18 protein-coding genes are annotated in these 23,118 nt (G+C 61.6%); 16 read left to right on the top strand and 2 right to left on the bottom strand.

Annotated features, from left to right (window positions below):
• The first annotated feature begins 84 nt into the window (after positions 1-84).
• Complete coding sequence (locus tag L6D81_RS07200; protein WP_236178475.1) at positions 85-462, top strand: fe2+ zn2+ uptake regulation protein; 378 nt, start codon at positions 85-87, stop codon at positions 460-462.
• Between the two features lie 18 nt (positions 463-480).
• On the opposite strand, the gene L6D81_RS07195 is transcribed toward L6D81_RS07200, so the two are convergent.
• Entirely contained in the window at positions 481-669 is a 189-nt protein-coding gene (locus L6D81_RS07195) for a hypothetical protein (RefSeq protein WP_236178474.1), read from the bottom strand.
• A gap of 157 nt (positions 670-826) precedes the next feature.
• Here L6D81_RS07195 and L6D81_RS07190 point away from each other — a divergent pair, with 157 nt between their 5' ends.
• The 6 genes from L6D81_RS07190 to L6D81_RS07165 all read left to right on the top strand — a co-directional run bounded on the left by L6D81_RS07190 (position 827) and on the right by L6D81_RS07165 (position 8,259).
• The gene (locus tag L6D81_RS07190; protein WP_236178473.1) at positions 827-964 is read left to right on the top strand and encodes a hypothetical protein; all 138 of its coding nucleotides are present in this window, start codon (positions 827-829) and stop codon (positions 962-964) included.
• A 262-nt stretch (positions 965-1,226) separates the two neighbouring features.
• Complete coding sequence (locus L6D81_RS07185; RefSeq protein WP_236178472.1) at positions 1,227-2,486, top strand: MFS transporter; 1,260 nt, start codon at positions 1,227-1,229, stop codon at positions 2,484-2,486.
• A complete protein-coding gene (locus L6D81_RS07180; RefSeq protein WP_236178471.1) occupies positions 2,486-3,616 on the top strand; it encodes a LuxE/PaaK family acyltransferase in 1,131 nt (376 codons plus the stop codon). The genes L6D81_RS07185 and L6D81_RS07180 overlap by 1 nt, the downstream gene beginning before the upstream one ends.
• 1 nt (position 3,617) lies before the next feature.
• Positions 3,618-6,035: an aldehyde dehydrogenase family protein gene (locus tag L6D81_RS07175; RefSeq protein ID WP_236178470.1), complete on the top strand. Its 2,418-nt coding sequence runs from the start codon at positions 3,618-3,620 to the stop codon at positions 6,033-6,035.
• A 17-nt stretch (positions 6,036-6,052) separates the two neighbouring features.
• The gene (locus L6D81_RS07170; protein WP_236178469.1) at positions 6,053-7,342 is read left to right on the top strand and encodes a phenylacetate--CoA ligase family protein; all 1,290 of its coding nucleotides are present in this window, start codon (positions 6,053-6,055) and stop codon (positions 7,340-7,342) included.
• The gene (locus L6D81_RS07165) at positions 7,342-8,259 is read left to right on the top strand and encodes a GNAT family N-acetyltransferase (protein WP_236178468.1); all 918 of its coding nucleotides are present in this window, start codon (positions 7,342-7,344) and stop codon (positions 8,257-8,259) included. Before L6D81_RS07170 ends, L6D81_RS07165 begins: the two co-directional genes overlap by 1 nt.
• A gap of 40 nt (positions 8,260-8,299) precedes the next feature.
• Here the strand turns inward: L6D81_RS07165 and L6D81_RS07160 are convergent, their stop codons facing one another.
• A complete protein-coding gene (locus tag L6D81_RS07160; RefSeq protein WP_236178467.1) occupies positions 8,300-8,833 on the bottom strand; it encodes a hypothetical protein in 534 nt (177 codons plus the stop codon).
• Between the two features lie 382 nt (positions 8,834-9,215).
• On the opposite strand from L6D81_RS07160, the gene L6D81_RS29815 reads away from it, so the two are divergent.
• The 9 genes from L6D81_RS29815 to L6D81_RS07115 all read left to right on the top strand — a co-directional run bounded on the left by L6D81_RS29815 (position 9,216) and on the right by L6D81_RS07115 (position 23,114).
• Complete coding sequence (locus L6D81_RS29815) at positions 9,216-11,207, top strand: methyl-accepting chemotaxis protein (RefSeq protein WP_085696421.1); 1,992 nt, start codon at positions 9,216-9,218, stop codon at positions 11,205-11,207.
• A gap of 163 nt (positions 11,208-11,370) precedes the next feature.
• Complete coding sequence (locus tag L6D81_RS07150) at positions 11,371-11,817, top strand: DUF411 domain-containing protein (RefSeq protein ID WP_236178466.1); 447 nt, start codon at positions 11,371-11,373, stop codon at positions 11,815-11,817.
• Complete coding sequence (locus tag L6D81_RS07145; RefSeq protein WP_236178465.1) at positions 11,817-12,251, top strand: YqaA family protein; 435 nt, start codon at positions 11,817-11,819, stop codon at positions 12,249-12,251. Before L6D81_RS07150 ends, L6D81_RS07145 begins: the two co-directional genes overlap by 1 nt.
• Positions 12,252-12,336: 85 nt before the next feature.
• Positions 12,337-13,362, top strand: coding sequence for an alpha/beta fold hydrolase (locus L6D81_RS07140; protein ID WP_236178464.1), 1,026 nt, complete (start codon positions 12,337-12,339; stop codon positions 13,360-13,362).
• A 13-nt stretch (positions 13,363-13,375) separates the two neighbouring features.
• On the top strand, positions 13,376-14,329 hold the full coding sequence (locus L6D81_RS07135) for a D-2-hydroxyacid dehydrogenase family protein (RefSeq protein ID WP_236178463.1): 954 nt from the start codon (positions 13,376-13,378) through the stop codon (positions 14,327-14,329).
• 528 nt (positions 14,330-14,857) lie between these two features.
• The gene (gene glgA, locus L6D81_RS07130) at positions 14,858-16,444 is read left to right on the top strand and encodes a glycogen synthase GlgA (RefSeq protein ID WP_236178462.1); all 1,587 of its coding nucleotides are present in this window, start codon (positions 14,858-14,860) and stop codon (positions 16,442-16,444) included.
• Positions 16,445-16,462: 18 nt separating this feature from the next.
• Positions 16,463-18,265, top strand: coding sequence for a malto-oligosyltrehalose trehalohydrolase (treZ, locus tag L6D81_RS07125; RefSeq protein WP_236178461.1), 1,803 nt, complete (start codon positions 16,463-16,465; stop codon positions 18,263-18,265).
• Positions 18,262-20,340, top strand: a complete 2,079-nt coding sequence (malQ, locus tag L6D81_RS07120; RefSeq protein ID WP_236178460.1) for a 4-alpha-glucanotransferase — start codon at positions 18,262-18,264, stop codon at positions 20,338-20,340. Before treZ ends, malQ begins: the two co-directional genes overlap by 4 nt.
• On the top strand, positions 20,337-23,114 hold the full coding sequence (locus tag L6D81_RS07115; RefSeq protein ID WP_236178459.1) for a malto-oligosyltrehalose synthase: 2,778 nt from the start codon (positions 20,337-20,339) through the stop codon (positions 23,112-23,114). The genes malQ and L6D81_RS07115 overlap by 4 nt, the downstream gene beginning before the upstream one ends.
• The last annotated feature ends 4 nt before the right edge of the window (positions 23,115-23,118 follow it).

Below are 23,118 nucleotides of genomic sequence, written 5' to 3'. Positions count from 1 at the left end.
CTTCATGATTTGTCGGGCTGAAACGTCTTGTTTAGAGAGAGCACGAAAAACCTTTCCTGATCAGGCTCTGAAAGGAGAAATCGCATGTACAACCCACTACTACCATCGGACGGTAGCCAGACCCCCAAAGGAGCGCCCATGGGTTCACACGCCGACGTATTCGGGCAGCGGGTCGAGCGTCACGGCAATGAACGCATCCGTTTGCTGCTCAAGAGCTTCGGGCTGCGCACCAGCCTGATTCGCCTCAAAGTCATCGATACCCTGCTGGTTGCCGCCGAGGACGACCGTCGTCTGGGGGTGCGTGGCGTGCATAGCCAACTGCTGGATCTGGACATTCCCTTGTCCTTCCTCAGCGTGCGCGAAGTACTCAAGCGCCTGTGCGCCGAAGGCGTGATCACGTACAACGACGACAAGAGCTACAGCCTCCATCCCCAGGCCGCCGCCGTGCTCAACCACGATTGAGGCGCGCGGCAGACGCCGTCAGGGCTTGACCTTGCGGCGCATCACGCCGTTGATCACCACGACCACCACTGCCACACCGATGGCGATGTACTGGAACGTTTGCTCGCTGAGCTTGCCGGCGTTTTGCAGCCAGGACAGGCCGAGCATGATCAGCAGTACGGCGACGGCGATCAGAATCGAATATTTCAAGCGTTGCTTCTGGGTCATTACAGGTTCCTGAACCGTTGGAATGTATCGGGTTTGTATCGGCGTTGATGCCATGCGCATACCCTTTCACGGGGATGCTTCGCCGCAAACGGGGTCTCATGTTACAGCCGATCAAGAGCTTTGGCTTCAGGCGGCTTTAACCATGAGGATTTTCGAAATGCTGCGTCGAATCACCTGGCTGATTCCTGTCCTTGCACTGCTCACCCTGAGCGGTTGCATCATTTTTCCCCACGGCGGCTGGCACGGCGATCATCGCCACTACGCGCCGCAAGGTCCGGGCGACTACCATCGTTAAGTCATGCCACGGCAAGGATGCCAGCGTCCCTTCATTCAAATGCAACAACTGATTTAGTGACAGCCGAAATGCCCACAGGAATGTGGGCATTTTTCTTAAGACTCCATTCATTATTTTGTCAGGCAATTCGCCCTGGCGAGTAGGCATCCCGACTTGTGCAACATCACGCAACCCCCCGTCATAGAGCGTCACAGCAATGACGTAGGAACAGTCTGACCCCGCCCCTACCCTTTGCACTCTCTCTCGAATCTCGTGGAAGCGTATGCAAAGAACTCTCATCAATCTCTCGCCCCGGCAGGCGCTCGGTTTCTGCCTCGCCATCATGCTGTTCGAATGGCTGACCTACATGGCCAGCGACATGGTCATGCCAGCGATGCTGACCGTCACTCGGGATCTTGAAGCCGATGCCCGTCATATCCCCAACGCGTTCAATCTTTACCTGATCGGCGGCGCGTGCCTGCAATGGTTGATCGGGCCTCTGTCCGACCGGTTCGGCAGACGCCGATTGTTGCTGGCAGGTTGCGCATTGTTCAGTGCAACGTGCGCAGCGACAGTGCTCGCACCCGGCATTGAAACTTTCAACGCATTACGGCTGCTGCAAGGCATGGGACTTGGCTTTGTGGTGGCTGTCAGCTATCCCGCGCTTTCGGAAGTGTTCTGCGAAGCCGATGCAGTGCGCCTGATGGCACTGCTCGGCAATGTTGCACTGCTTTCGCCGCTGATCGGCCCCCTGCTGGGCAGCCTGTTGCTGGAATGGCTCAGCTGGCGCGAACTGTTTCTCGGCCTGGCCATGGTTGCGCTGCTTGCATGGACCGGACTGTACGCCTGCATGCCCGAAACCATCGGCGTGATCCGTCGTGATGGCACGCAACAAGCGCCTGTAACCTTTTCCCTTCGCCAGATCGGTGCTCGATACCTTGCGTTGTCGCGCAACAGAAACTTTCTCGGGACCTGCGTTGCACTTGGCCTGATGAGCCTGCCGCTGATCGCCTGGATCGGTCTTGCACCGCTGTTGCTGGTCCAGTCACTGGGGCTGACAACGCGAGAATATGCCCTGTGGCAGATTCCGGTGTTCTCGGCGGTCATTCTCGGCAATCTGATACTCGACCGATTGCTGCCCACCCGTGAATTGCCGCAATTGATTCGCCTGGCACTGTGGCCGTATTGCCTGGGGCTGCTGACCCTGGTGGCAGTCGCCATGACCAGCCTGCCGCTCATCGCGCTGGTTGCCGGCCTCGCGCTGTACGCCGTGGGCCTGGGCATGAGCAACGCGGCCCTGTATCGGCTGGCGCTGTTTTGCAGCGATGACAGCAAAGGGCTGGTTTCGGCCGCGATCGGCATGATTTCGATCGCCGTGATGGGGGCCGGTGGATCGCTGATTGCCGCTTTCGGCGGCGGTCTTCGCCTCGACTTCTTTGCGCTGCTGGCCGCACTCGGCGGTCTGCTGTGCCTGCCTCTGCTCAACCGGTTTCTGCCTGCTGCGGCAAGGCCGACCGCTCAACATAACGAAAAGGACGTCTGATGTTCCAATTCCCCCACAGCGATACGCTCTGCGCGTTGACGCAACCCTATTGCCCGGATTCCGTGCCGGGCGGGCTGTTCGACCAGGCCATGGCCGAGATCAGCCGTTTCCACAGCCTGCACACCCCGGGCTACGAGCACTGGCTGAACGCCAACGGGCTGACCTTGGACGACCTGGCCAACCTCGACGACTGGTCGCGTCTGCCGCCCATATTCGCCAGTTTTTTCAAGCAGCAACCATTGCTCAGCCCCACCGGCACCCACGCGCTGGAACTGACATCCTCAGGCACCAGCGGTCAGAAAAGCCGCATGCGTTACGACCAGCGCAGCCTGGGGGCGGCCCAGTACATGGTCGAACGCATCTTTCACCATTATGGCTGGAGCACTCCACACACGCCCTGCAACTACTTGCTTTTGAGCTATGAGCCCGAGGGCGCGATCAGCCTGGGAACCTCCTTCACCGACCAGTTCCTGTGCCGGTTCGCCCCCGTCAACCGAGTCGCCTACGCGCTGCGCCATACAGGACGCGGCCATGAGTTCGACAGTTTCGGCGTCATTGCAGCGCTGCAATCCTTCGCCGAAGAAGGCTTGCCCGTACGGATTCTCGGCTTTCCTGCCTTTCTCTGGCAGGCCCTGGAGCGCATGCGAGCCACCCGGGTCGCTGATCTGCAACTGGCCACGGATTCGCTGGCACTCTTCGGGGGTGGCTGGAAAACCCATGCCGCGCAGGAGATTCCCCGTCAGCGACTGTACGAGCGCATGCACCAACAACTGGGCCTTCAGGTCACCCGCTGCCGTGACGGTTACGGCGCGGTCGAGCATCCGGTGCCTTACCTTGAATGTGCTCATCATCATTTCCATGTTCCCGTCTATTCGAAGGTGTTCGTGCGCAATCCATCCGACTTCACGGTTCTGCCGTATGGCCGTCAGGGCTTGCTGAGTTTCGTCTCGCCCTACATTTCATCGAGTCCGGCCCATGCGGTCGTCATGAGCGATCTGGCCACCCTGCATCCGGGCACCACCTGTGGCTGCGGTCTGTCCGCGGACTGGTTCGAACTGCACGGCCGCGCCGCGACCACGGCCGGCAGAAGCTGCGCCATGGCCGCCGCCGAATTGCTGGGGAGGCACTGACATGTACCTGATCAACGGACAGCTGCATGCCGACTGCCGGCTCGCCGACGCACTGGATCAATTGAACCTGGACCTGCCACAACGCCTGGGTAAGGCACTCAGGCACACGACAGTCATCGATGCGGTGGCCGCTTTCGCCACACGACTGCACGATCCGGCTCTCGATCTGCCCCTGGATCCCGATCACCGGCAGTCCCTGATCCAGTTTTGCCAGCCTGAGGCGCTGAAACGCAAGCTGGCACGTGAGCTGGGTGAACAACCGGATACCTTGCGCCGCATCGACTACCGCCAATCACGCTTCGAACGCTGGAGCCCGCTGGGCCTGGTGGTGCACATCACGCCAGGCAATGCGCCCCTGTTGGCATTCTGCGCGATCATCGAAAGCCTGCTGGCCGGCAACGTCAACTGGCTGCGTCCCAGCAGCAGTGACGATGGGCTGACAGCCCGATTGCTGCATGCACTGGCGCAGTGCGACAGCACCGGTCAAATCGCCGGCCACGTCGCGGTCATCCCGGCAACGACTGCGCAGATCGGCCAACTGTGCCAATCGGCCAACGGTGTCTCGGCCTGGGGCGGTGAAGCGGCCCTGCAAGCCATCCGCCAACAACTGCCGGCCGGATGCCGCTGGATCGACTGGGGTCATCGGATCAGCTTCGCTTACCTGACGCCCGACGCTCGCTCGCCAGAGGCGCTGGACGCGGTGGTCGACGAAGTCTGTCGTCTCGACCAACAGGCCTGCTCAAGCCCGCAATGGCTGCTGGTGGACAGCGATGACGAGGATGTTCTGCGCAGTATCGGCAAGGCCCTGGCAGAGGCGTTCGACCGTCGGGCCCACCACTGGCCGCCCCTGACACCTTCCATTCAGGAGGCTTCGCAAATCACCACCGTGAAGGCGATGGCACAGCTGGCTCACAGCTTTGTCGGTACCACCGGCCAGATCTGGGAGGCACCGGGCTGGCGGGTGATCTGGGCGCACGACCGACAACTCGGCCCCTCGCCGCTGTTTCGCACGGTGCTGCTCAAACCGCTGCCCCGCGCACAAATCATCCGTACGCTGTTGCCCTGGCGGAATGTGCTGCAAAGCTGCGCCCTGCTCTGCACCGAACACGAGACGGCCGAACTGTCACAAACGTTGATCTCGGCGGGCGTCACGCGCATCGCCCCCGCAGTATCGATTCACGAAGGTTACGAAGGCGAACCCCACGACGGTGTCTATGCCTTGCAGCGCCTGAGTCGGCGAGTGTCGGTCAGCCTGCCGGTTGCGACGCTGTCCATCTGTGCCACGCTTGATCCACTACCGGCCCCGCCCTGCATCGCAGGTCGTCCGATCATGAACAAGGAAACGTTTGTCACCCGCCCGATCAATCCGGCGGCCCGCCTGTACTTCCGCTCCGGGGGCAGCAGCGGCGTTCCGGCGTTGTCGGGTTTCAGTTACCGCGATTTTGATCGGCAAATGCGTGCCGCCGCCGATGGGCTGTTTGCGGCAGGCCTCGACCCGGCCCGGGACCGGGTGATGAACCTGTTCTTCAGTGGCGGCCTGTATGGCGGTTTCTTCAGTTTTTCCAAAGTGCTGGAGCTGCTGGGTGTCACTCATCTACCGATGGGCGCACCCGCCGATGACGATTACCGCGAAATCGCCCGTTTGATCATCGATCAACGTGTCACCACGCTGGTCGGCATGCCGAGCACCCTGCACCGACTGTTTATCAACGAACAAGCCCGATTGCGTGCCTATGGCGGCATCGAAAAGGTCTTTCTCGGCGGTGAGCATCCCGGCGAACAGAGCCGTGCTTTGATGCACCGCTGCGGCGTCAGGCTGATCCGTTCGGCCATTTACGGCAGCGTCGATGCCGGCCCGCTCGGCCATGCCTGCCCGGCAACATCTGACGGCGTATTCCACTTGATGAGCGATATCCAACACCTGGAAATCGTCGGGTTCGAAGCCGACCGGCCGGTGACCGGCGATGAAATCGGGCGTCTGGTTTTCACCTCGATAGAACGGCAAGGTCAGGACGTTCAGCGATATGACCTTGGCGACAGCGGCCGCTGGATACCCGGCCGCTGTGCATGCGGGCTGCCTGCTCCACGCTTCGAGTTGCTGCAGCGTCACGGCCGGCTGCTGCGCATCGGCACGGACTTCATTTGTCTGGAAACACTGGCTCGGCATCTGCAAGTCGAATTCCAGCTGGTCCTGGAGCATGCACCCGACGGGCTGGAGCGGATGCGGTTTCGCAGTTCCCTGCCTGCCCGCGACGTACATGACCGCCTGCAGGACTACCCGACACTGGCGACCCTCATCCGCACGGGACTGCTGACGGTGGACGCCGAACGCTGTGCGATCGATCAGTTCGCCCGAAACAAACACAGCGGGAAGACGCCGCAGGTCATCGACAACCGTAGCGTGAGTCACGCTCTCTGATTTGCAAGGAATGCACCATGAACACAAGGATTGAGTTGAACGAGCTCGTGGCGTTTGCACGTCGCCATTCAAGCTTTTATGCAGGCCACTTCGCCGATGTGCCCGAACACGTCACTTCGCTGGCTCAATTGCCGGTGATCGATCCCGCTGCCTACTGGGAAGGCAGCCAGGATCTGGACCACTGGCCTGCACTGACCGGCTCTCTGGAAAACGCACTGGTATTCAAGACGGGAGGCACCACCAGCGCCGGCAAATTTTCGGTTTTTCAACGCGAGGAATGGCAAGCGCTGGTGGAGGATTTCGGCCGCAGTTCAAGCAGCCAGTTGAGCGCAGGCGATCGTATCGCCAATCTGTTTTTTGCTGGCGACCTCTACGCCAGTTTCATCTTCACCCACGATGCCCTGGCACATGTGGAAATGGATATCGTCGAATTTCCGTTCACCGGGCATGTCGACTCGCGCATCCTCGCCGATGCCATCGCCCGGCACCGGATCAATGTGCTGGCCGGTCTGCCCGCCCATTTGCTGTCCTTAGCTGCCTGGCTTGAGCAGCACGGACGGGTACTCGAGGGCGTGACCACCCTGCTCTACGCCGGAGAAAGTCTGTTCCCGGCACAACTGCGACGACTGAGCCAGGTCTTTCCCGGAGCACGCATTGCTTCTCTGGGTTATGCCAGCGTCGACGCCGGTTTCATCGGCGCCAGTCAACGTGACTGCGACCTGGGTGAACATCGTGCGGCTGACAACCATAGCGTGCTGGAGATTCTCGACGAGGAAACCGGAGCGGTGATTGACGGGTGCAACCAGGTGGGCCGGCTGGTGGTGACCAACATGAACCGTCGGTTGATGCCGTTGATTCGCTATCCGGTCGGCGATCGCGCCTGTTGGCGAGAGCCCGGTAACGTTCCCCGGCGCAAATTCGCGTTGATGGGACGCTGTGCCGACAGTCAGCGGGTTCGCGTCGGGATACTGACCCTGCTGCCCCAGGCCATCGGCCAGACCGTACAGCGGATTACCGGCAGTGAAGACTGGCAACTGGTGATCGAACAGAACGGCACGAAGGATATCCTTCGCCTGCTCTGGGTACCCGATACCCTGTCGTCGATGGGCGAACAGGCAGACCGGTTACTGCACCGAGCGTTGATCGAAGCCTATCCATTGATCGAAGAGTTGAGCACCGGGCATTTGCTCGAGTTGCAGATCCGGCGCTGCACGATTGAGTCACTGTCACGCCATCCTCGGTCTGGTAAACAGCAGCGTGTAGTCGATCTGCGTGTATACGACAACCTGCACCGGGAGGACCGTTGATGGAAACGCTGATCCTGCGCAGTTACCGTAACAGCGACGCCCGTGCCGTCAGCCAACTGTTCAGAAAGGTCTACGGCAACCAATACGCTCAGCCCCATGTTTACCTGCCGCGCATGATCACGCAGAACCATGTCGGCGGTCGCTGGCATTCATTGGTGGCGGTGTCGGAGGGGAAGATTCTGGGGCACGCGGCGTTGATTCGCGACAAGGAATCACGCATTGCCGAACTCGCATTGAGCGTGGTGGATCCGCAGAGCCGTGGCCAGAACGTGGCCACCCGACTGAGCCGGCAATTGCTGACTCATGCCCAGGCGCTCGGATGCCACGGCGTGACAATCAAGCAGATGACCCATCATCGCTACACGCAACGGATGGCCGCCCGTCTGGGGTTTCACAACACCGGGCTGCTACCCGATCATGCCCCTTCGCCCTTTGGCGAACCGGTGCCAGAGTCGTTGGTGCTCGGCTATCTCCAGATCGACGGACACCAGCGACCGTTGCCAAGCCTCGCATGGCCGGATGGCTGCCGCGAGTTCATGCAGCAGATGGTCGACATGTTCGGGACACGGGACAACGCATCACCCTGGGTCGGCGACCCCATACAACTGGATCAGCGCTGGGGACGCTATGACGGCGTATTGGAATCGCTTGACGACGGATTGCTCAAGCAACTGCAGCAGTTGCCGGACCATTGGCTGATTTCGATCAGGCTCAGACTGGCGCAGGGTTTCGACAGCGCCTGGCGCCAGTTGTCGACCCTGGATTTCACATTCACCGGACTGGCACCCGATGAAAAAGGCTCGGGATGGCTGGCGCTGTTTCATCGCGGATTCCAGCCAAGAACGCTGACATTGGACTGTCCGCGGATGCAACGTCTGCAGGAGGACATGCGGCGTCGGGAACCCAAGGCTCCATGAACGATGAGGCCCGCTCCGTTACCGGGGCGGGCCTGCCTCATCAAGCCTTGGCGCTGACACCTTTGTCGGTCGGAGGCTTGCGCTCTCCACCCTGACCGTAGGTCTGCAGGTTCTGCAGCACATAGATGGCTTTCTTGTACTCGGGGATCAACGTATTGGCGTACTTGTTGCCCTTGAGATTATTGGTCTGGATGGTATCCAGTTGCGTCGCGAAATACTCCAGCGCATTGAACTTGGCATCCGGATCCTTCTGAATGCCGAAGCGATCAAACTTGTCGCCGGCGTTGAGCAAGGTCATGGACGTGATCTCGGAAATCAGGCCCCGACTGCGCAGCATTGCACTGAGGCTGCCCAATTGCTTGGCCGAAACATTGGTGGGATCGAAGCCCTTGATGTTCTTGTGCAGACCCTGCTTGTCCATCTCCGCTGTGCTGATCGCGGTCGGGTCGTTGCCGACCAGGGCCAGCATTTGCTTGACCTTCACGCTTTGAGAAACCGGTTTGCTCGAGCTTCCTGTATCTCGAACCAGCAAACCCGCCTTGGGTTGCCAGGCACCGGTATAGCCGATAGTCATGAGCAGGCTCCTTGCGAGGAAAACATGAAAAATTCCTTGTTGGATGACTTTTGAGTTGCCCGGAGTATCGGCCGGCAAACTAATGGCACCAACTTCTTTCTGCACCTTTTTACAATTTTTGTACATTCACGATACAAACCGGTAACAGCCCCGTAAATGCGGGGTTAGAGCGCTCATGACAATGCGATGAAAGTGGGTTTATTGCTCTAATGTTCGGCACAGTTAGTTCGCATGTAACGGGCCGGATACGTTCCATCGGTCGGGATCGCGGCTTTTAGGACGAAAGTACCTAAAGCTTCCCGAACTCGCGACGATACGCTAGGAAACCCGCGCTGTTTTTTCCCTGCCCACAATAAGAATCCCTGCTCAAGGACCGGTTTCCATGCCCGCATTCCGCACCATTCAGGCTCGCTACACATTGTTTCTGGTTCTGTTCATTCTGTTGCTGTCGGTGCTGACCGTGGTTGGCATCAGCCAGTTGGTCGCGCCCAAGTTGCGCCATACCGAAGAACAGGTGGTGCTCAACCGTATCGCTGAAGTGGCCGAACAGATCCAGGGCGAATTGAACAAGGTCCAGGCGCAACAGCGCAGCATCACCCAGACCATCCCGCTGCTCGACAGCGCGGCCATCGACACCGTGTTGCCGGGGCTGGTGGATCAATACGGTGAGCTCAAAGTATTCGGCGGCGGTATCTGGCCGTTGCCCGGCCAGCGTGAGGCCGGACGCAACAAGTTCAGTACGTTCTGGCACCGTGATGCCTCCGGCAAACTGGCAGTGAACACGTTCTGGAACAGCGACGCGGCGCCCAACTATTACGACCAGAGCTGGTACAAGGGCGGCATGCAGACCCCACGCGGCCAATGTGCCTGGGCCGCTGCCTATAAAGATGACGCCAGTGCCGAGCCGCGCACCAACTGCGCCATGGCCATCCAGAAAAACGGCAGCGCCTGGGGCGTCTCGACCATCGACGTGACCCTGGGCTTCTTCAACGATCTGGTGGCGCGCAAGGAAAAAGACCTCAACGCCGAAATGCTGATCGTCGAGGCCGACGGCAAGATCATCAGCAACAGCTCGCGCATCAGCGGGCCGATCGTGTTGAAGAACATCAGCGAACTGGCCGGCGGCTCGACCTTCGCCAGCCAAGTCAAGGCCGGGCTGCAAAACCGCGAGCAGGCGCAGCGCGTCGAATTCGACAATCACGGTGAAGCCAGCACTTTTTTCATGCGCCCGATCGAAGGCACCCCGTGGTTCCTCGCCACTGCCCTGCCGACCAAAATGCTCACTGCCCAACGTGACGATGTGCTCAGCAGCCTGAGCCTGTTGCAGATTCCACTGGTGATCCTGCTGGTGCTGTTGCAGGTCTACGCGATTCGCCAACTGGTTTCGCGCATGAAAGCGCTGAAAGCCAACATCGATTCGCTGTCCAGTGGCGATGCCGACCTGACCCGGCGCATCACCATTCGCGCTGAAGATGAACTCGGCGCCATCGGCCATTCGGTCAACACCTTCATCGCCTATCTGCAGAACATGATCGGCGAAGTCACCCAGGCCACCGGCGCCATGGCCTCGAGCCTCGACAACCTGCAGCGCACCTCGGCGCACACCAGCCAGATTCTGCTGCGCCACGCCTCGGAAACCGACCAGACCGTGACCGCGATCAACGAAATGAGCTCGACCGCCGAAAGCGTCGCGCAGAACGCTGCCGAAACCGCCGCCTTCACCCAGCGCGCCAACGAAAACGCCGACCGCTCCCGCATTGTGGTCGGTGAAGCGTCCGGCAGCGTGGTGGCGTTGATCGACGAAGTGGCCAGCGCCACCCATAAGGTCGAAAGCATGCAGCAGGATGCCCAGCGCATCACCGAAATCCTCGGCGTGATCGGCGCCATTGCCGGCCAGACCAACCTGCTGGCGCTCAACGCGGCCATCGAGGCGGCGCGCGCCGGTGAACAGGGTCGAGGATTTGCGGTGGTGGCGGACGAAGTGCGTGCCCTCGCCGCCCGCACCCAGGCCAGCACCTCGGAAATCAACGAAATGTTGACCCGCCTGACCCAGGGCGTGAGCTCGTCGGTCAGCGCCATGGAAAACACTCAGGCCAGTTGCCAGTCGGCCGCCGATGCCACCACCCGGGTCAACAGCGGGCTGGACGAAATGGCCGGTGCGGTCAGCCACATCAACAGCCTCAGCACCCAGATCGCCACCGCCGCCGAACAGCAGAGCGCAGTCACCGAAGAGATCAACCGCAGCATGGTGCAGATCCGCCACATGGTCGATGAACTGGTGGAAAGCGGCCAGGCCAGTGAACTCAATACCCGCCAGCTGCTCGAAGCCAACAGCCGAGTGAGCGCGATCATGGGCCGCTTCAAGGTTCGCTGACCGTTTTGTCATCTGGCACTCAGTGGCCTGTCAGCTTTGATCTACGATCATGTTGGCAGGCCTGCCTCGTATCACTTGGAAACACTCCGTTGATGCCAGGCGGGAAAAACCGGTCAAAATGCCTTCCTTTTTGACCGTTCCTCCTCTGAGCCGAGAGCCCTCCATGCGAAACCATCTGCGTCTGGCCGCCCTGAGCGCCCTGTTCATCTCCTCCCTGGCACAAGCCGCCGACCTTATCCCGATCGAAGTCCATCGCGACGCCAACTGCGGCTGCTGCAAAAAATGGATCAGCCATCTGGAAGCCAATGGCTTCAAGGTCGAAGACCATGTCGAAAGCGACATGAGCAGCTTCAAGCAGCAGCACGGCGTGCCGCCGCGTCTGGCGTCCTGTCACACCGCGATCATCAACGGCAAATTCGTCGAGGGCCATGTTCCGGCGGAACAGGTGCTGGCCCTGAGCAAGCGTGACGATCTGCTGGGCGTTGCCGCACCGGGCATGCCGATGGGCTCGCCGGGCATGGAAATGGACGGTAGGAGCGATGCCTATCAAGTGATCGGCCTGAAGAAGGACGGTGCCGATGTGGTAGTGGCGGATTACCCGGCCCATTGATGACGGCGGGCTATTTCGGGCTGTTCCTGGCCGCGTTTGGCGCGGCCACGCTGTTGCCGCTGCAGTCGGAAGCCGTGCTGGTCGGGCTGCTGGTCAGTGATCGCTACTGGCTTTGGGGGCTGTTGGCCGTGGCCACGCTGGGCAATGTCCTCGGTTCGCTGGTGAACTGGTGGCTGGGGCGCGGGCTGGAACGGTTTCAGGACCGCCGCTGGTTTCCGGTCAGCCCCAAGCATATGGAGCGCGCCCGCGTTCACTATCAGCGTTACGGTCACTGGTCGTTGCTGTTCAGCTGGTTGCCGGTCATTGGTGATCCGCTGACGCTGATCGCCGGGGTCATGCGCGAACCCCTCGGACGATTTCTGCTGATCGTCACCCTCGCCAAAGGCGCTCGCTATGGGGTGCTGGCGATGCTCACCCTCGGCTGGCTCGGTTGAACGATCGGGCCCGGGCATTGCCTGTGTTTAACGTCACCCTAATCCGGCCGCTCCAGCATCGGCCGATTTCTTGTGGAGTTGTCCTATGTCTGTTTCGCTGACCCGCTGGCTGCCCGGCCTGGTGCTGACCGCCGCCCTGCCCCTGCTCGCTCACGCCGAAGGCCCGCAATACGGCCCGGAATTGCAGGGTTTCGAGTATCCCTACACCCTCAAGCACTTTGCCTTTCAGTCCCAGGGCAAGTCCCTGCAGATGGGCTACATGGACGTCGCCGCCCACGGCAAGGCCAACGGACGCACCGTGGTGCTGATGCACGGCAAGAATTTCTGCGGCGCGACCTGGGACAGTTCGATCAAGGCCCTGAGCGAAGCCGGGTACCGAGTGGTCGCCCCGGATCAGATCGGTTTCTGTACCTCCAGCAAACCGGATCATTACCAGTACACGTTCCAGCAACTGGCGGCCAACACCCAACAACTGCTCAAGGCGCTGGGCATCCAGAAAGCCACCCTGCTCGGCCACTCCACCGGCGGCATGCTCGCCACCCGTTACGCCCTGCAATACCCGGATCAGGTCGAGCAACTGGCGCTGGTCAACCCGATCGGTCTGGAAGACTGGAAAGCCCTCGGCGTGCCGTATCGCAGCGTCGATCAGTGGTATCAGCGTGAACTGAAAGTCACCGCCCAGAGCATTCGCGATTATGAACGCACGACCTATTACGACGGCCGCTGGAAACCCGAATTCGACCGCTGGGTGGACATGCTCGCCGGCCTGAACAACGGTCCGGGCAAGACTCAGGTCGCATGGAACTCGGCGCTGATCTACGACATGATCTTCACCCAGCCGGTGTACTACGAGTTCAAGGACCTGAAGATGCCGACCTTGTTGCTGATCGGCACCTCCGACACCACCGCCATCGGCAAGGACATCGCGCCGCCGCAAGTGAAGGCGAAAATCGGTCATTACGAAGTGCTGGGCAAGCAGGTGGCGAAGCTGATTCCACAATCCACGCTGGTGGAATTCCCCGGCATGGGCCACGCCCCGCAGATGGAAGAACCGGCTAAATTCCACGAAGCACTGCTGGGCTGGCTGGACAAAACCAATCCCGTTCGTTGAAGAGGTAACGCTGATGGCGGTGCAGATTGCGGTGATCGATGACTGGCAGGACGTGGCCCGCGACGTGGTCGACTGGTCGGTGCTGGGCAGTCTCGGCGAAGTGACCTTTGTCCATGACTACCCGGCAGACAACGCCACGCTGGCCGAGCGTCTGGGCCGATACGAAGTGATCTGCGTAATGCGTGAACGCACGCGCTTCGATGAAGACCTGCTCAAGCGCTTGCCGAACCTGAAGCTGCTGGTCACCGGCGGCATGCGCAACGCAGCGCTGGACATGCCGGCCGCCGCCCGCCTCGGGATCAAGGTCTGCGGAACCGACAGCTATAAACACGCGGCACCGGAACTGACCTGGGCGCTGATCATGGCGGCCACCCGCAATCTGGTCAACGAAGCCAACGCCCTGCGCGCCGGCCAATGGCAGCAAGGGCTGGGCGGCGACCTGCACGGTAAGACCCTGGGCATTCTCGGGCTCGGCAGTATCGGCCAGCGGGTGGCGCAATTCGGTCAGGTGTTCGGCATGCGAGTGATCGCGTGGAGCGAAAACCTTACTGCCGAGCGCGCGGAACAGGCCGGCGTCACCTACGTCGGCAAACAACAATTGTTCGAACAGGCTGACGTGCTGTCGGTGCACCTGGTGCTCAGCGACCGCAGCCGGGGTCTGGTCGATGCCCAGGCGCTGGACTGGATGAAGCCGACTGCCCTGCTGGTCAACACGGCCCGTGGGCCGATTGTCGACGAAGCGGCGCTGATCAAGGCCTTGCAGAAACAGCGCATCGGCGGTGCGGCCCTCGACGTGTTCGATCAGGAACCCTTGCCGGCGCTGCACCCGTTTCGCACCCTCGACAATGTGCTGGCCACGCCCCATATCGGGTATGTCAGCCGCCAGAACTATGCGTTGTTCTTTTCGCAGATGATCGAAGACATACAAGCCTGGTCAGCCGGCGAACCCGTCCGCCTGCTCAACTGAGCCTACTCGCCTTCGCGGGCAATCCCTGCCCGCGAAGCAGCACCCGCTGTGCGCCTGCCAACACCTGTGTCCGCACCGCAACAGTGCGCTCGCACGCTTCCGGCGCCCGAAATCGTGACCGGGCGGTCACCATTTTGCATCATCGACACCGCCAGACATGCACTTCGTCGGGGCGTACCCCGTCCCCACGTCACGGTTTTCGCGAGCCTGCAACAGATTGTCGAACAATTCATCCGCCAGCCCTGGCCCGCTCTAGGATCTGGCCTAGACTGATGTTCGCGGGGTAAAACCGGCCGGTCACAAAGCGGAAATTTTGTCGAAACTTTTGCTGATCGCCACGGGTCATCTGATAGGCAGGGCCAAAGCGACTGGTTCAAGTCTTGCAATGGCCCCCTCACCCATTCTGCTTGCACGTGTTGGGTAGCGTTTGCTCACCGATGCGTGGCGCGTTTGCGCCCGGCCACAGGACCTGGCCATGGACATCGCTTGTTCAAGACAAGAATCAGATCAAAAAGACGGGAGATTCATATGATCAGTGCGGCATTGGAAATTCAGGGAGAACGGGCTCATCAGCCGATGGGTGAATCGAGCACCGTCAGCGTTCCCGGCAGCCGATCGATCAGCGTTCCCGGCACCAAGACGCTGACGCCAGTGGCCAGTCAGAACCCCAACAAGAAGAAAGTGCTGTTCGTGACCTCGGAAATCGCCGATCTGGTGAAGACCGGTGGTCTGGGAGACGTTTCGGCCGCCCTGCCCCGCGCCATGGCGCATCTGCACGACGTCCGGGTATTGATCCCCGGTTATCCGCAAGTCATGAACAGCGAAAATCCGATCCACATCATCGGCGAACTGGGTGGCCACGCCGCGCTGCCGCCCTGCAAGATCGGGCGCATGGACATGCCCGATGGTCTGGTCATTTATGTGTTGATCTGCCCTGAACTCTACGCCCGTGACGGTGGCCCCTATGGCGCCAACAACGGCCGCGACTGGCCGGACAACCACATCCGCTTCGCCCGTCTGGGGCTGGCTGCCGCCGATATCGCCGCCAACCTGGCGCAAATCCACTGGTGCCCGGATCTGGTGCACGCCCACGATTGGCCGGCCGGGCTGGCACCTGCCTATATGCACTGGCGCGGTCAGCGTACGCCGACCCTGTTCACCATTCACAACCTGGCCTACCAAGGCGTGACCAGCCTCGGCTCATGCCCGGAACTCGGGATTCCCGCCCATGCCCTGCAACAGGAAGGCATGGAGTTCTACGGCAAGATGTCGTTCCTCAAGGCCGGCATGGCCTATTCGAGCCACATCACCACGGTCAGCGCCACCTACGCGCAGGAAATCACCACCCCGGATTTCGGCTGCGGTCTCGACGGCTTTCTCGCCGCCAAGACCCAGCAAGGCTTGCTCAGCGGCATCCCCAACGGCATCGATGAAAGCTGGGACGCCGCTACCGATCCGCATCTGTTCGCGCCTTTCGCCATCGGCGACTGGGAAGGCAAAGCCATCAATGCCGCCCACGTTCGCGAACTGTTCGGCCTGAACGACTCCGAAGGACCTCTGTTTGCGGTCGTCTCGCGCCTTGTTTATCAAAAAGGCCTGGACCTGACCGAAGCGGTGTCGGAATACATCGTCCAGAACGGTGGCCAGATCGCGATCATCGGTCGCGGCGAACCGGAAGAAGAACAAGCCATGCGCGAACTGGCGCTGCGCTTCCCCGGCCAGATCGGCGTGCGCATCGGCTTCAACGAAACCGACGCCCGGCGCATGTTCGCCGGCAGCGATTTCCTGCTGATGCCGTCGCGCTATGAACCCTGCGGCCTGAGCCAGATGTACGCCCAGCGTTTCGGTTCGCTGCCGGTAGCGCGCAACACCGGCGGGCTGGCCGACACCATTGAAAACGGCGTCACCGGTTTCCTCTTCAACGAGTCCACCGCCGACAGCTACCGCGAAGCCCTGAGCCGAGCGTTCAAGGTATTTGCCTTTCCCGAACTGCTCAACGCCATGCGTTGCCGGGCGATGGCCGCGCCGTTCAACTGGTGCAAGGCGGTCGAACCCTACGCCGAACTCTACGAACAATTGGTGGCCAAGTCGCTGGGTAAAACGCACCACAAATAACCAGGGAGGTTTTCAACGATGCCGTCACGGACACCTGAAAGCTGGCCCCACGGCGCGATCATGCTGGATGCCGACCACACGCAATTCGCGCTGTGGGCGCCGGACGCTTTTTACGTCAGCGTCGAGCTGGACAACGGCCAGTCGCTGCCCATGCTGCCACAGGGCGATGGCTGGTTTGTCATCAAGACCCGCTGCCCTGCCGGCAGTCGCTACCGTTTCAACATCGATGGCGAACTGGAGGTGCTCGACCCGGCCTCCAGGGCGCAGGACGGTGATCTTGACCGCTACAGCGTGGTGGTCGATCCGCACCTCTACTGCTGGCGCAACACCACGTGGCAAGGCCGGCCATGGAATCAAGCCGTCATCTATGAACTGCATGTGGGCGCCCTCGGCGGTTTTGCCGAGGTCGAACAGCATCTGGCACGTCTGGCCGGGCTGGGCATCACCGCCATCGAACTGATGCCGATCGCGCAATTCCCCGGCGAACGCAACTGGGGCTACGACGGCGTGCTGCACTACGCGCCACAAGCCAGTTATGGCACACCTGAACAACTCAAACATTTGATCGACAGCGCCCACGGTTATGGCCTGGCGGTGATCCTCGACGTGGTCTACAACCACTTCGGCCCCGACGGCAATTACCTGCATCGCTACGCCAAAGGCTTTTTTCGCGAAGACAAACACACCCCATGGGGCGCGGCCATCGATTTTCGCCGTCGGGAAGTGCGGGACTTCTTTGTCGAAAACGCATTGATGTGGCTACTGGAATACCGTTTTGACGGCTTGCGCCTGGATGCAGTGCATGCCATCGAAAGCCCAGACTTCCTGCCGGAACTGGCGCAGCGTATTCGTCAGCAGCTCGACCCGTCCCGTCATGTATGGCTGACCATCGAGAACGAACTCAACCAGTCAAGCCTGCTCGAGGAAAACTACGACGCGCAGTGGAACGACGACGGCCACAACGCCCTGCACGTGTTGCTGACCGGCGAAACGGATGCCTATTACGCGGACTATGCGCTGCAACCTACCGAGCAACTGGCCCGCTGCCTGAGCCAGGGTTTCGTGTTTCAGGGTCATATCACCCGCCACGGCGCCCCCCGTGGCGAGCCGAGTGAGCACCTGCCGTCCACCGCGTTCGTGCTGTTCCTGCAGAATCATGACCAGATCGGCAATCGCGCCTTTGGCGAGCGCTTGCATCAACTGGCCGATCCGCGCGCGGTAGAGGCCGCGACAGCACTGCTGTTGCTGTCACCGATGATTCCATTGATGTTCATGGGCGACGAATACGCCGCCGAACAACCGTTCCTGTTTTTCACCAGCCACCATGACGAACTGGCGAAGCGGGTGCGCGAAGGTCGGCGCAACGAGTTTGCGGCGTTCAGTGCATTCACCGATCCCGACAAACGCGAGCAGATTCCCGACCCGAACGCTGCGCAAACCTTCCACGCCTCACAACCGCGCCTGATGGGGAACGGCACACCTCGGCAAAGGGAGACACTGGCCCTGTATCGCCAGCTCCTGCAATTGCGCCATCAATACATCATTCCAAACCTGTCTGGCACTCAAGCCCTTGGCGCACAGGTACTGGGCCACGGCGCCGTCAGTGCGCGCTGGCGACTGGGCGATGGCAGCGAGCTGCGAATCGACCTGAACCTCAGCGATACGCCAGTGGTCAACCTTCCACAGGCCGAATCCGTGTGGCTGTTTCGTCAGCCATCGACCGCCGGCCTGTCGGATGAGGGGCACCTGCCCCCGTATTGCGCGCTCGTCAGCCTCACGGCCGCAACCCCTTTGCCACCCCTGGATGGAGAGCGCCTATGAGCGATGCGCAACTGGAAATTCTTGCCAGCCGAGCCGGCCTCGCCGTCGACTGGATTGACGCCAACGGGCGAGCGCAAAAAGTCGCCCCGGCCGTACTGCGCAATGTGCTGATCGGTCTTGGCCACCCGGCCGCAACGACCCAGGAAATCGACGCCAGCCTGCTCGAACTGCAACAAGTTCAGGAAAATCGTCACTTGCCTCCGCTGCTCACCGCCGACGTTGGCAGGGGCGTGGATCTGGCCCGCTATTTCGAACCCGAGACCCCTTGCGAGATTCACCTTGAGGATGGCTCGCGTATGAGCCTTCAGCTGGATGCCGAGGCTGTGTTGCCCGGCGAGATTCCGGTCGGCTACCAGCAAGTGCACATCGCCGGCCAGCAATTCACCCTGGCCGTGGCACCGGAGCGCTGCTTCAGCGTGGGTGACGCGGTGGACAGCCCGATCCCGCGCGCGTGGGGCCTGAGCGTGCAGCTTTACGGCCTGCGCCGCGCCGGCGACGGCGGTTTCGGCGACACCCAGGCCCTGGAAGAACTGGCGCGGGTGGCCGGCGAACGCGGCGCCGATGCCCTGGCAATCAGCCCGCTGCACGCGATGTTCAGCGCCGACACCGGGCGTTACAGCCCTTACTCACCGTCCAGTCGGCTGTTTCTCAATCCGCTGTACGCCGCACCGGGGGCGATCCTTGGTGATCGTGCGCTGCGTGATGCGATTGACGCCGCCGGGCTGACCGATCAGTTCAAGCAACTGGAAGACCTGAAGTTGATCGACTGGCCCAAGGCTGCCGAGGCCAAGCTGAAACTGCTGCAAGCCTTGTATGACGGATTCATCAGCGGTGACCACCCGCTGCATGCCGACTTTTCCAGTTTCCGCGATGCCGGGGGCGAAGCGCTGGAGAATCACTGTCGCTTTGAAGCCATCCAGGAAATGCGCGCGGCCCGAGGCGAAAGCCTCGACTGGCGTGAATGGCCGGAGCACTGGCACGATCCGCGCGGCGCCGCCCTCGGCGCGTTTGCCGAGGAATACGCCGAACGCATCCGTTACTTCGCATTCTGCCAATGGTTGATCCACCGCTGCCTGGAACGTGCCCAGAGCGCCGCCCGCAGCGCCGGCATGGGTATCGGCCTGATCGCCGACCTGGCCGTGGGTGCCGATGGCGCCGGCAGTCAGGCCTGGAGTTTTCAGGACGAACTGCTCGCCTCGCTGACCGTCGGCGCGCCACCGGACATTCTCAACCGCTCCGGACAGGGCTGGGGCATCTCCGCGTTTTCCCCGGAAGGTCTGGTGCGTAACGGCTTTCGCGCGTTCATCGACATGTTGCGCGCCAACTTCGCCCACGCCGGCGGTCTGCGCATCGACCATGTCATGGGCCTGCAACGGTTATGGGTCATCCCCAACGGTTGCGCTCCGGCAGACGGTGCATACCTGTATTACCCGGTGGACGACTTGTTAAGGCTGCTGACCCTCGAATCCCATCGTCATCAAGCCATCGTGCTCGGTGAAGACCTCGGCACTGTGCCCGATGGCCTGCGGGAAAAACTGATCGCACGGGCCATGCTCGGCATGCGCGTGCTGTTGTTCGAGCAGGACAACACCTGTTTCAAGCCGATCCTCGACTGGCCGGACAACGCTCTGGCCACCACCAGCACCCACGATCTGCCGACCCTCAACGGCTGGTGGCACGGCCGCGACATCGACTGGAATGCCCGGCTCGGGCTGATCGATGCCAACGGCGAAATCGACTGGCGCCGGTACCGCGAACGCGAGCGTGAAGGCCTGCGCAGTGCCTTGAGCCAGGACCCGCAGAACTTTCGCGAGGAATCCCACGAGGCCGATCAGGTAGTCGACGCCGCTGTCCGCTTCCTCGGCCACACCCGTGCGCCGCTGGTGCTGCTGCCGCTGGAAGATGCGCTGGGTCTCGACGAACAGGCGAACCTGCCCGGCACCATCGACACCCACCCGAACTGGTCGCGCCGCCTGCCGGCCACCAGCGAGGCGCTGCTTGACGGTGTCGATGCCGCAAGGCGCCTGGAACTGTTGGCGTGCGCCCGTCTTCAGGCCGCCGAGCGTGACCGATGAGTGCATTGCCTATCCAGACCCTGCGGGCCACGGTTCGCCTGCAATTTCACCGAGGTTTCACCCTTGATCAGGCGGTGCCGCTGGTGCCGTATTTCGCGCGTCTCGGCATCAGCCACATTTATGCCTCGCCGCTGCTGGCCGCTCGCGCCGGTTCAATGCATGGCTACGATGTGGTCGATCCGACCCGGGTCAATCCGGAACTCGGCGGCGAGCCAGCCTTGCGTCGTCTGGTCGCCAGCCTGCGCGAGCACGGTATGGGGTTGATCCTCGACATCGTTTCCAATCACATGGCGGTCGGTGGCGGCGACAACCCGTGGTGGCTCGACCTGCTGGAATGGGGCCGGCTGAGCCCCTACGGCGAGTTCTTCGACATTCAATGGCACTCGCCCGACCCATTGATGGAAGGCCAGTTGCTGCTGCCGTTTCTCGGCAGTGACTACGGCGTCGCATTGCAGGACGCGACCTTGCCGCTGGTGTTCAACGCCGAGAGCGGCACCTTTCACGTCGAGCATTACGAGCATCACTTCCCGATCTGCCCCGGCGATTACGGCGAACTGCTCAAGTCCGATGACACCCCGAACGAAGCGCTGAAGGCCCTCGCCGACCGGTTCAGTGCGCTCAGCTATCAGACCGACGCGCGTTCGCTGGCCCTCCCGCTCAAGGAACAACTCCAGCGACTGGCCAGCGACCCGCACGTCCTGCGGGCCATTGAACGCAACCTGACGCACTACGATTCAAAGACCGAAGAAGGTTTTCAGCGCCTGCACCAATTGCTCGAACGGCAAAGCTATCGCCTGGCGAGCTGGCGCACGGCGGCAGATGACATCAACTGGCGGCGCTTCTTCGACATCAACGAACTCGGAGGTTTGCGGGTCGAGCGCCCGGCAGTATTCGAGGCTACCCACGGCAAGATTTTCCAATTGATCGGCGAGGGCTTGATCGACGGGCTGCGCATCGACCACATCGACGGCCTCGCCGACCCGCGTGGTTATTGCCGCAAACTGCGCCGGCGGCTTGACCACCTGGCACCGGGCCGGCACTTGCCGATCTACGTCGAGAAAATTCTCGGTGACGGCGAAACCCTGCCCACCGACTGGGCCGTGGACGGCAGCACCGGTTACGAATTCATGAACCAGCTGTCGCTGCTGCAGCACGACCCGGACGGTGAACATGTGCTCGGCGACTTGTGGCAACGCCGTACCGAGCGACCCGCCGCGTTCATCGAAGAAGCGCAGCTGGCGCGCCAGCAGATCCTCAATGGCTCGCTGGCCAGCGACTGCGAAAGCGTCGCCCAGGCCCTGCTGCAAGTGGCCCGCGATGACCTGATGACCCGCGACCTCACGCTCGGCTCGATCCGCCGGGCGCTGCAGGCGCTGATCGTGCACTTCCCGGTCTATCGCACCTACATCACTGCGATGGGGCGCTCGGCACGGGACGAGGTGTTTTTCCAGCAGGCCATGCACGGCGCGCGGCAAACGCTGAACGAAAGCGACTGGCCCGTGCTCGACTGCGTAGCCGGTTGGCTCGGCGGTCAGCCGTGGCGGCGCAAACCCCGAGGCCGCTCGCGCAAGATACTGCGCCATGCCTGCGTGCGCTTTCAGCAGCTCACTTCACCGGCCGCCGCCAAAGCGGTGGAAGACACTGCGCTGTATCGCTCGGCGGTGCTGCTGTCGCGCAATGACGTCGGTTACAACACCGAGCAGTTCAGCGCGCCGGTCAGCGACTTTCACGCGGTGAACCTGCAACGACTGGAAAGTTTTCCCGACAACCTGCTGGCCACCGCCACCCACGACCACAAACGTGGTGAAGACACCCGCGCGCGCTTGGCCGTGCTCAGTGAACGCAGCCACTGGTACGCCGAACAGATCGAGTTGTGGCGTGCCCTCGCCCGGCCGCTGCGCGATGACGATCAGGTGCCGTCATCGGCGGACGAACTGATCCTCTATCAGGCACTGCTCGGCAGTTGGCCGCTGGACTTGCATGACGACGATCAGGCCGGTTTCGCCGATTACGCCAAACGTGTCTGGCAGTGGCAGCAGAAAGCCCTGCGCGAAGCCAAGTTGCAAAGCAGCTGGAGTGCGCCGAACGAGGCATACGAAAACGCGGCTCAAGCGTTCACCGAACAATTGCTGCTGGCTCCTGAAGGTGAACTGCTGCGCGGAGCACTGGCCAAGACCGTCAACAGCATCGCAGCGGCCGGCGCCCTCAACGGTCTGGCGCAAACCTTGCTGCGCATGACCGTGCCGGGAGTGCCGGATTTGTATCAGGGCAACGAGTTCTGGGACTTCAGCATGGTGGACCCGGACAACCGCCGGCCAGTGGACTACGCCGCCAGGCAGCAGGCGCTGGAGGCACATGGGTCGGTTCAGGAACTGTTGGTGAACTGGCGCGACGGGCGCATCAAGCAAGCATTGATCGCCCAGGTGTTGCGCCTGCGCGCCGACTACGCCCAATTGTTTCGCCAGGGTTCGTACCAGGCCCTCGAGGTACTGGGCAGCCAGGCGCACAACGTGCTCGCGTTTGCCCGCGAGCTAGGGGAGCAACGGGTCATCGTGATCGTGCCGATCCGTTGTGCAACATTGCTGGAAAACAGTGCTGTGCCGAGGGTTGACGCGCTGCGCTGGGGCGATACACGGGTGGTTTTACCGTTCGACGCCTCTGACGAAAATCTGAAGGGACTTTTTTCGAGCACCGCAGTCACAAAAAACAGGGAGCTGCAGGTCAGCGCCGCGCTGGGGGATTTCCCGGTCAATCTGCTTATCCAACACGTCTAGCAGC

Origin of the sequence: Pseudomonas sputi (genome assembly GCF_021603585.1) — a bacterium.
In the GTDB taxonomy this organism is placed as follows: Bacteria; Pseudomonadota; Gammaproteobacteria; order Pseudomonadales; family Pseudomonadaceae; genus Aquipseudomonas; species Aquipseudomonas sputi.
The sequence above is the reverse complement of the archived record's forward strand: the minus strand, read 5'-3'. Positions and strand labels throughout refer to the sequence as shown.

Bases quoted from the DNA above. Each gene is read 5' to 3' on its own strand.
- glgA (WP_236178462.1), top strand. From the start codon at position 14,858: ATGATCAGTGCGGCATTGGAAATTCAGGGAGAACGGGCTCATCAGCCG.
- L6D81_RS07170 (WP_236178469.1), top strand. From the start codon at position 6,053: ATGAACACAAGGATTGAGTTGAACGAGCTCGTGGCGTTTGCACGTCGC.
- L6D81_RS07190 (WP_236178473.1), top strand. From the start codon at position 827: ATGCTGCGTCGAATCACCTGGCTGATTCCTGTCCTTGCACTGCTCACC.
- L6D81_RS07165 (WP_236178468.1), top strand. From the start codon at position 7,342: ATGGAAACGCTGATCCTGCGCAGTTACCGTAACAGCGACGCCCGTGCC.
- L6D81_RS29815 (WP_085696421.1), top strand. From the start codon at position 9,216: ATGCCCGCATTCCGCACCATTCAGGCTCGCTACACATTGTTTCTGGTT.
- L6D81_RS07200 (WP_236178475.1), top strand. From the start codon at position 85: ATGTACAACCCACTACTACCATCGGACGGTAGCCAGACCCCCAAAGGA.
- L6D81_RS07145 (WP_236178465.1), top strand. From the start codon at position 11,817: ATGACGGCGGGCTATTTCGGGCTGTTCCTGGCCGCGTTTGGCGCGGCC.
- L6D81_RS07115 (WP_236178459.1), top strand. From the start codon at position 20,337: ATGAGTGCATTGCCTATCCAGACCCTGCGGGCCACGGTTCGCCTGCAA.
- L6D81_RS07150 (WP_236178466.1), top strand. From the start codon at position 11,371: ATGCGAAACCATCTGCGTCTGGCCGCCCTGAGCGCCCTGTTCATCTCC.
- malQ (WP_236178460.1), top strand. From the start codon at position 18,262: ATGAGCGATGCGCAACTGGAAATTCTTGCCAGCCGAGCCGGCCTCGCC.
- L6D81_RS07175 (WP_236178470.1), top strand. From the start codon at position 3,618: ATGTACCTGATCAACGGACAGCTGCATGCCGACTGCCGGCTCGCCGAC.
- L6D81_RS07160 (WP_236178467.1), bottom strand. From the start codon at position 8,833: ATGACTATCGGCTATACCGGTGCCTGGCAACCCAAGGCGGGTTTGCTG.
- L6D81_RS07180 (WP_236178471.1), top strand. From the start codon at position 2,486: ATGTTCCAATTCCCCCACAGCGATACGCTCTGCGCGTTGACGCAACCC.
- L6D81_RS07195 (WP_236178474.1), bottom strand. From the start codon at position 669: ATGACCCAGAAGCAACGCTTGAAATATTCGATTCTGATCGCCGTCGCC.
- L6D81_RS07140 (WP_236178464.1), top strand. From the start codon at position 12,337: ATGTCTGTTTCGCTGACCCGCTGGCTGCCCGGCCTGGTGCTGACCGCC.
- treZ (WP_236178461.1), top strand. From the start codon at position 16,463: ATGCCGTCACGGACACCTGAAAGCTGGCCCCACGGCGCGATCATGCTG.
- L6D81_RS07135 (WP_236178463.1), top strand. From the start codon at position 13,376: ATGGCGGTGCAGATTGCGGTGATCGATGACTGGCAGGACGTGGCCCGC.
- L6D81_RS07185 (WP_236178472.1), top strand. From the start codon at position 1,227: ATGCAAAGAACTCTCATCAATCTCTCGCCCCGGCAGGCGCTCGGTTTC.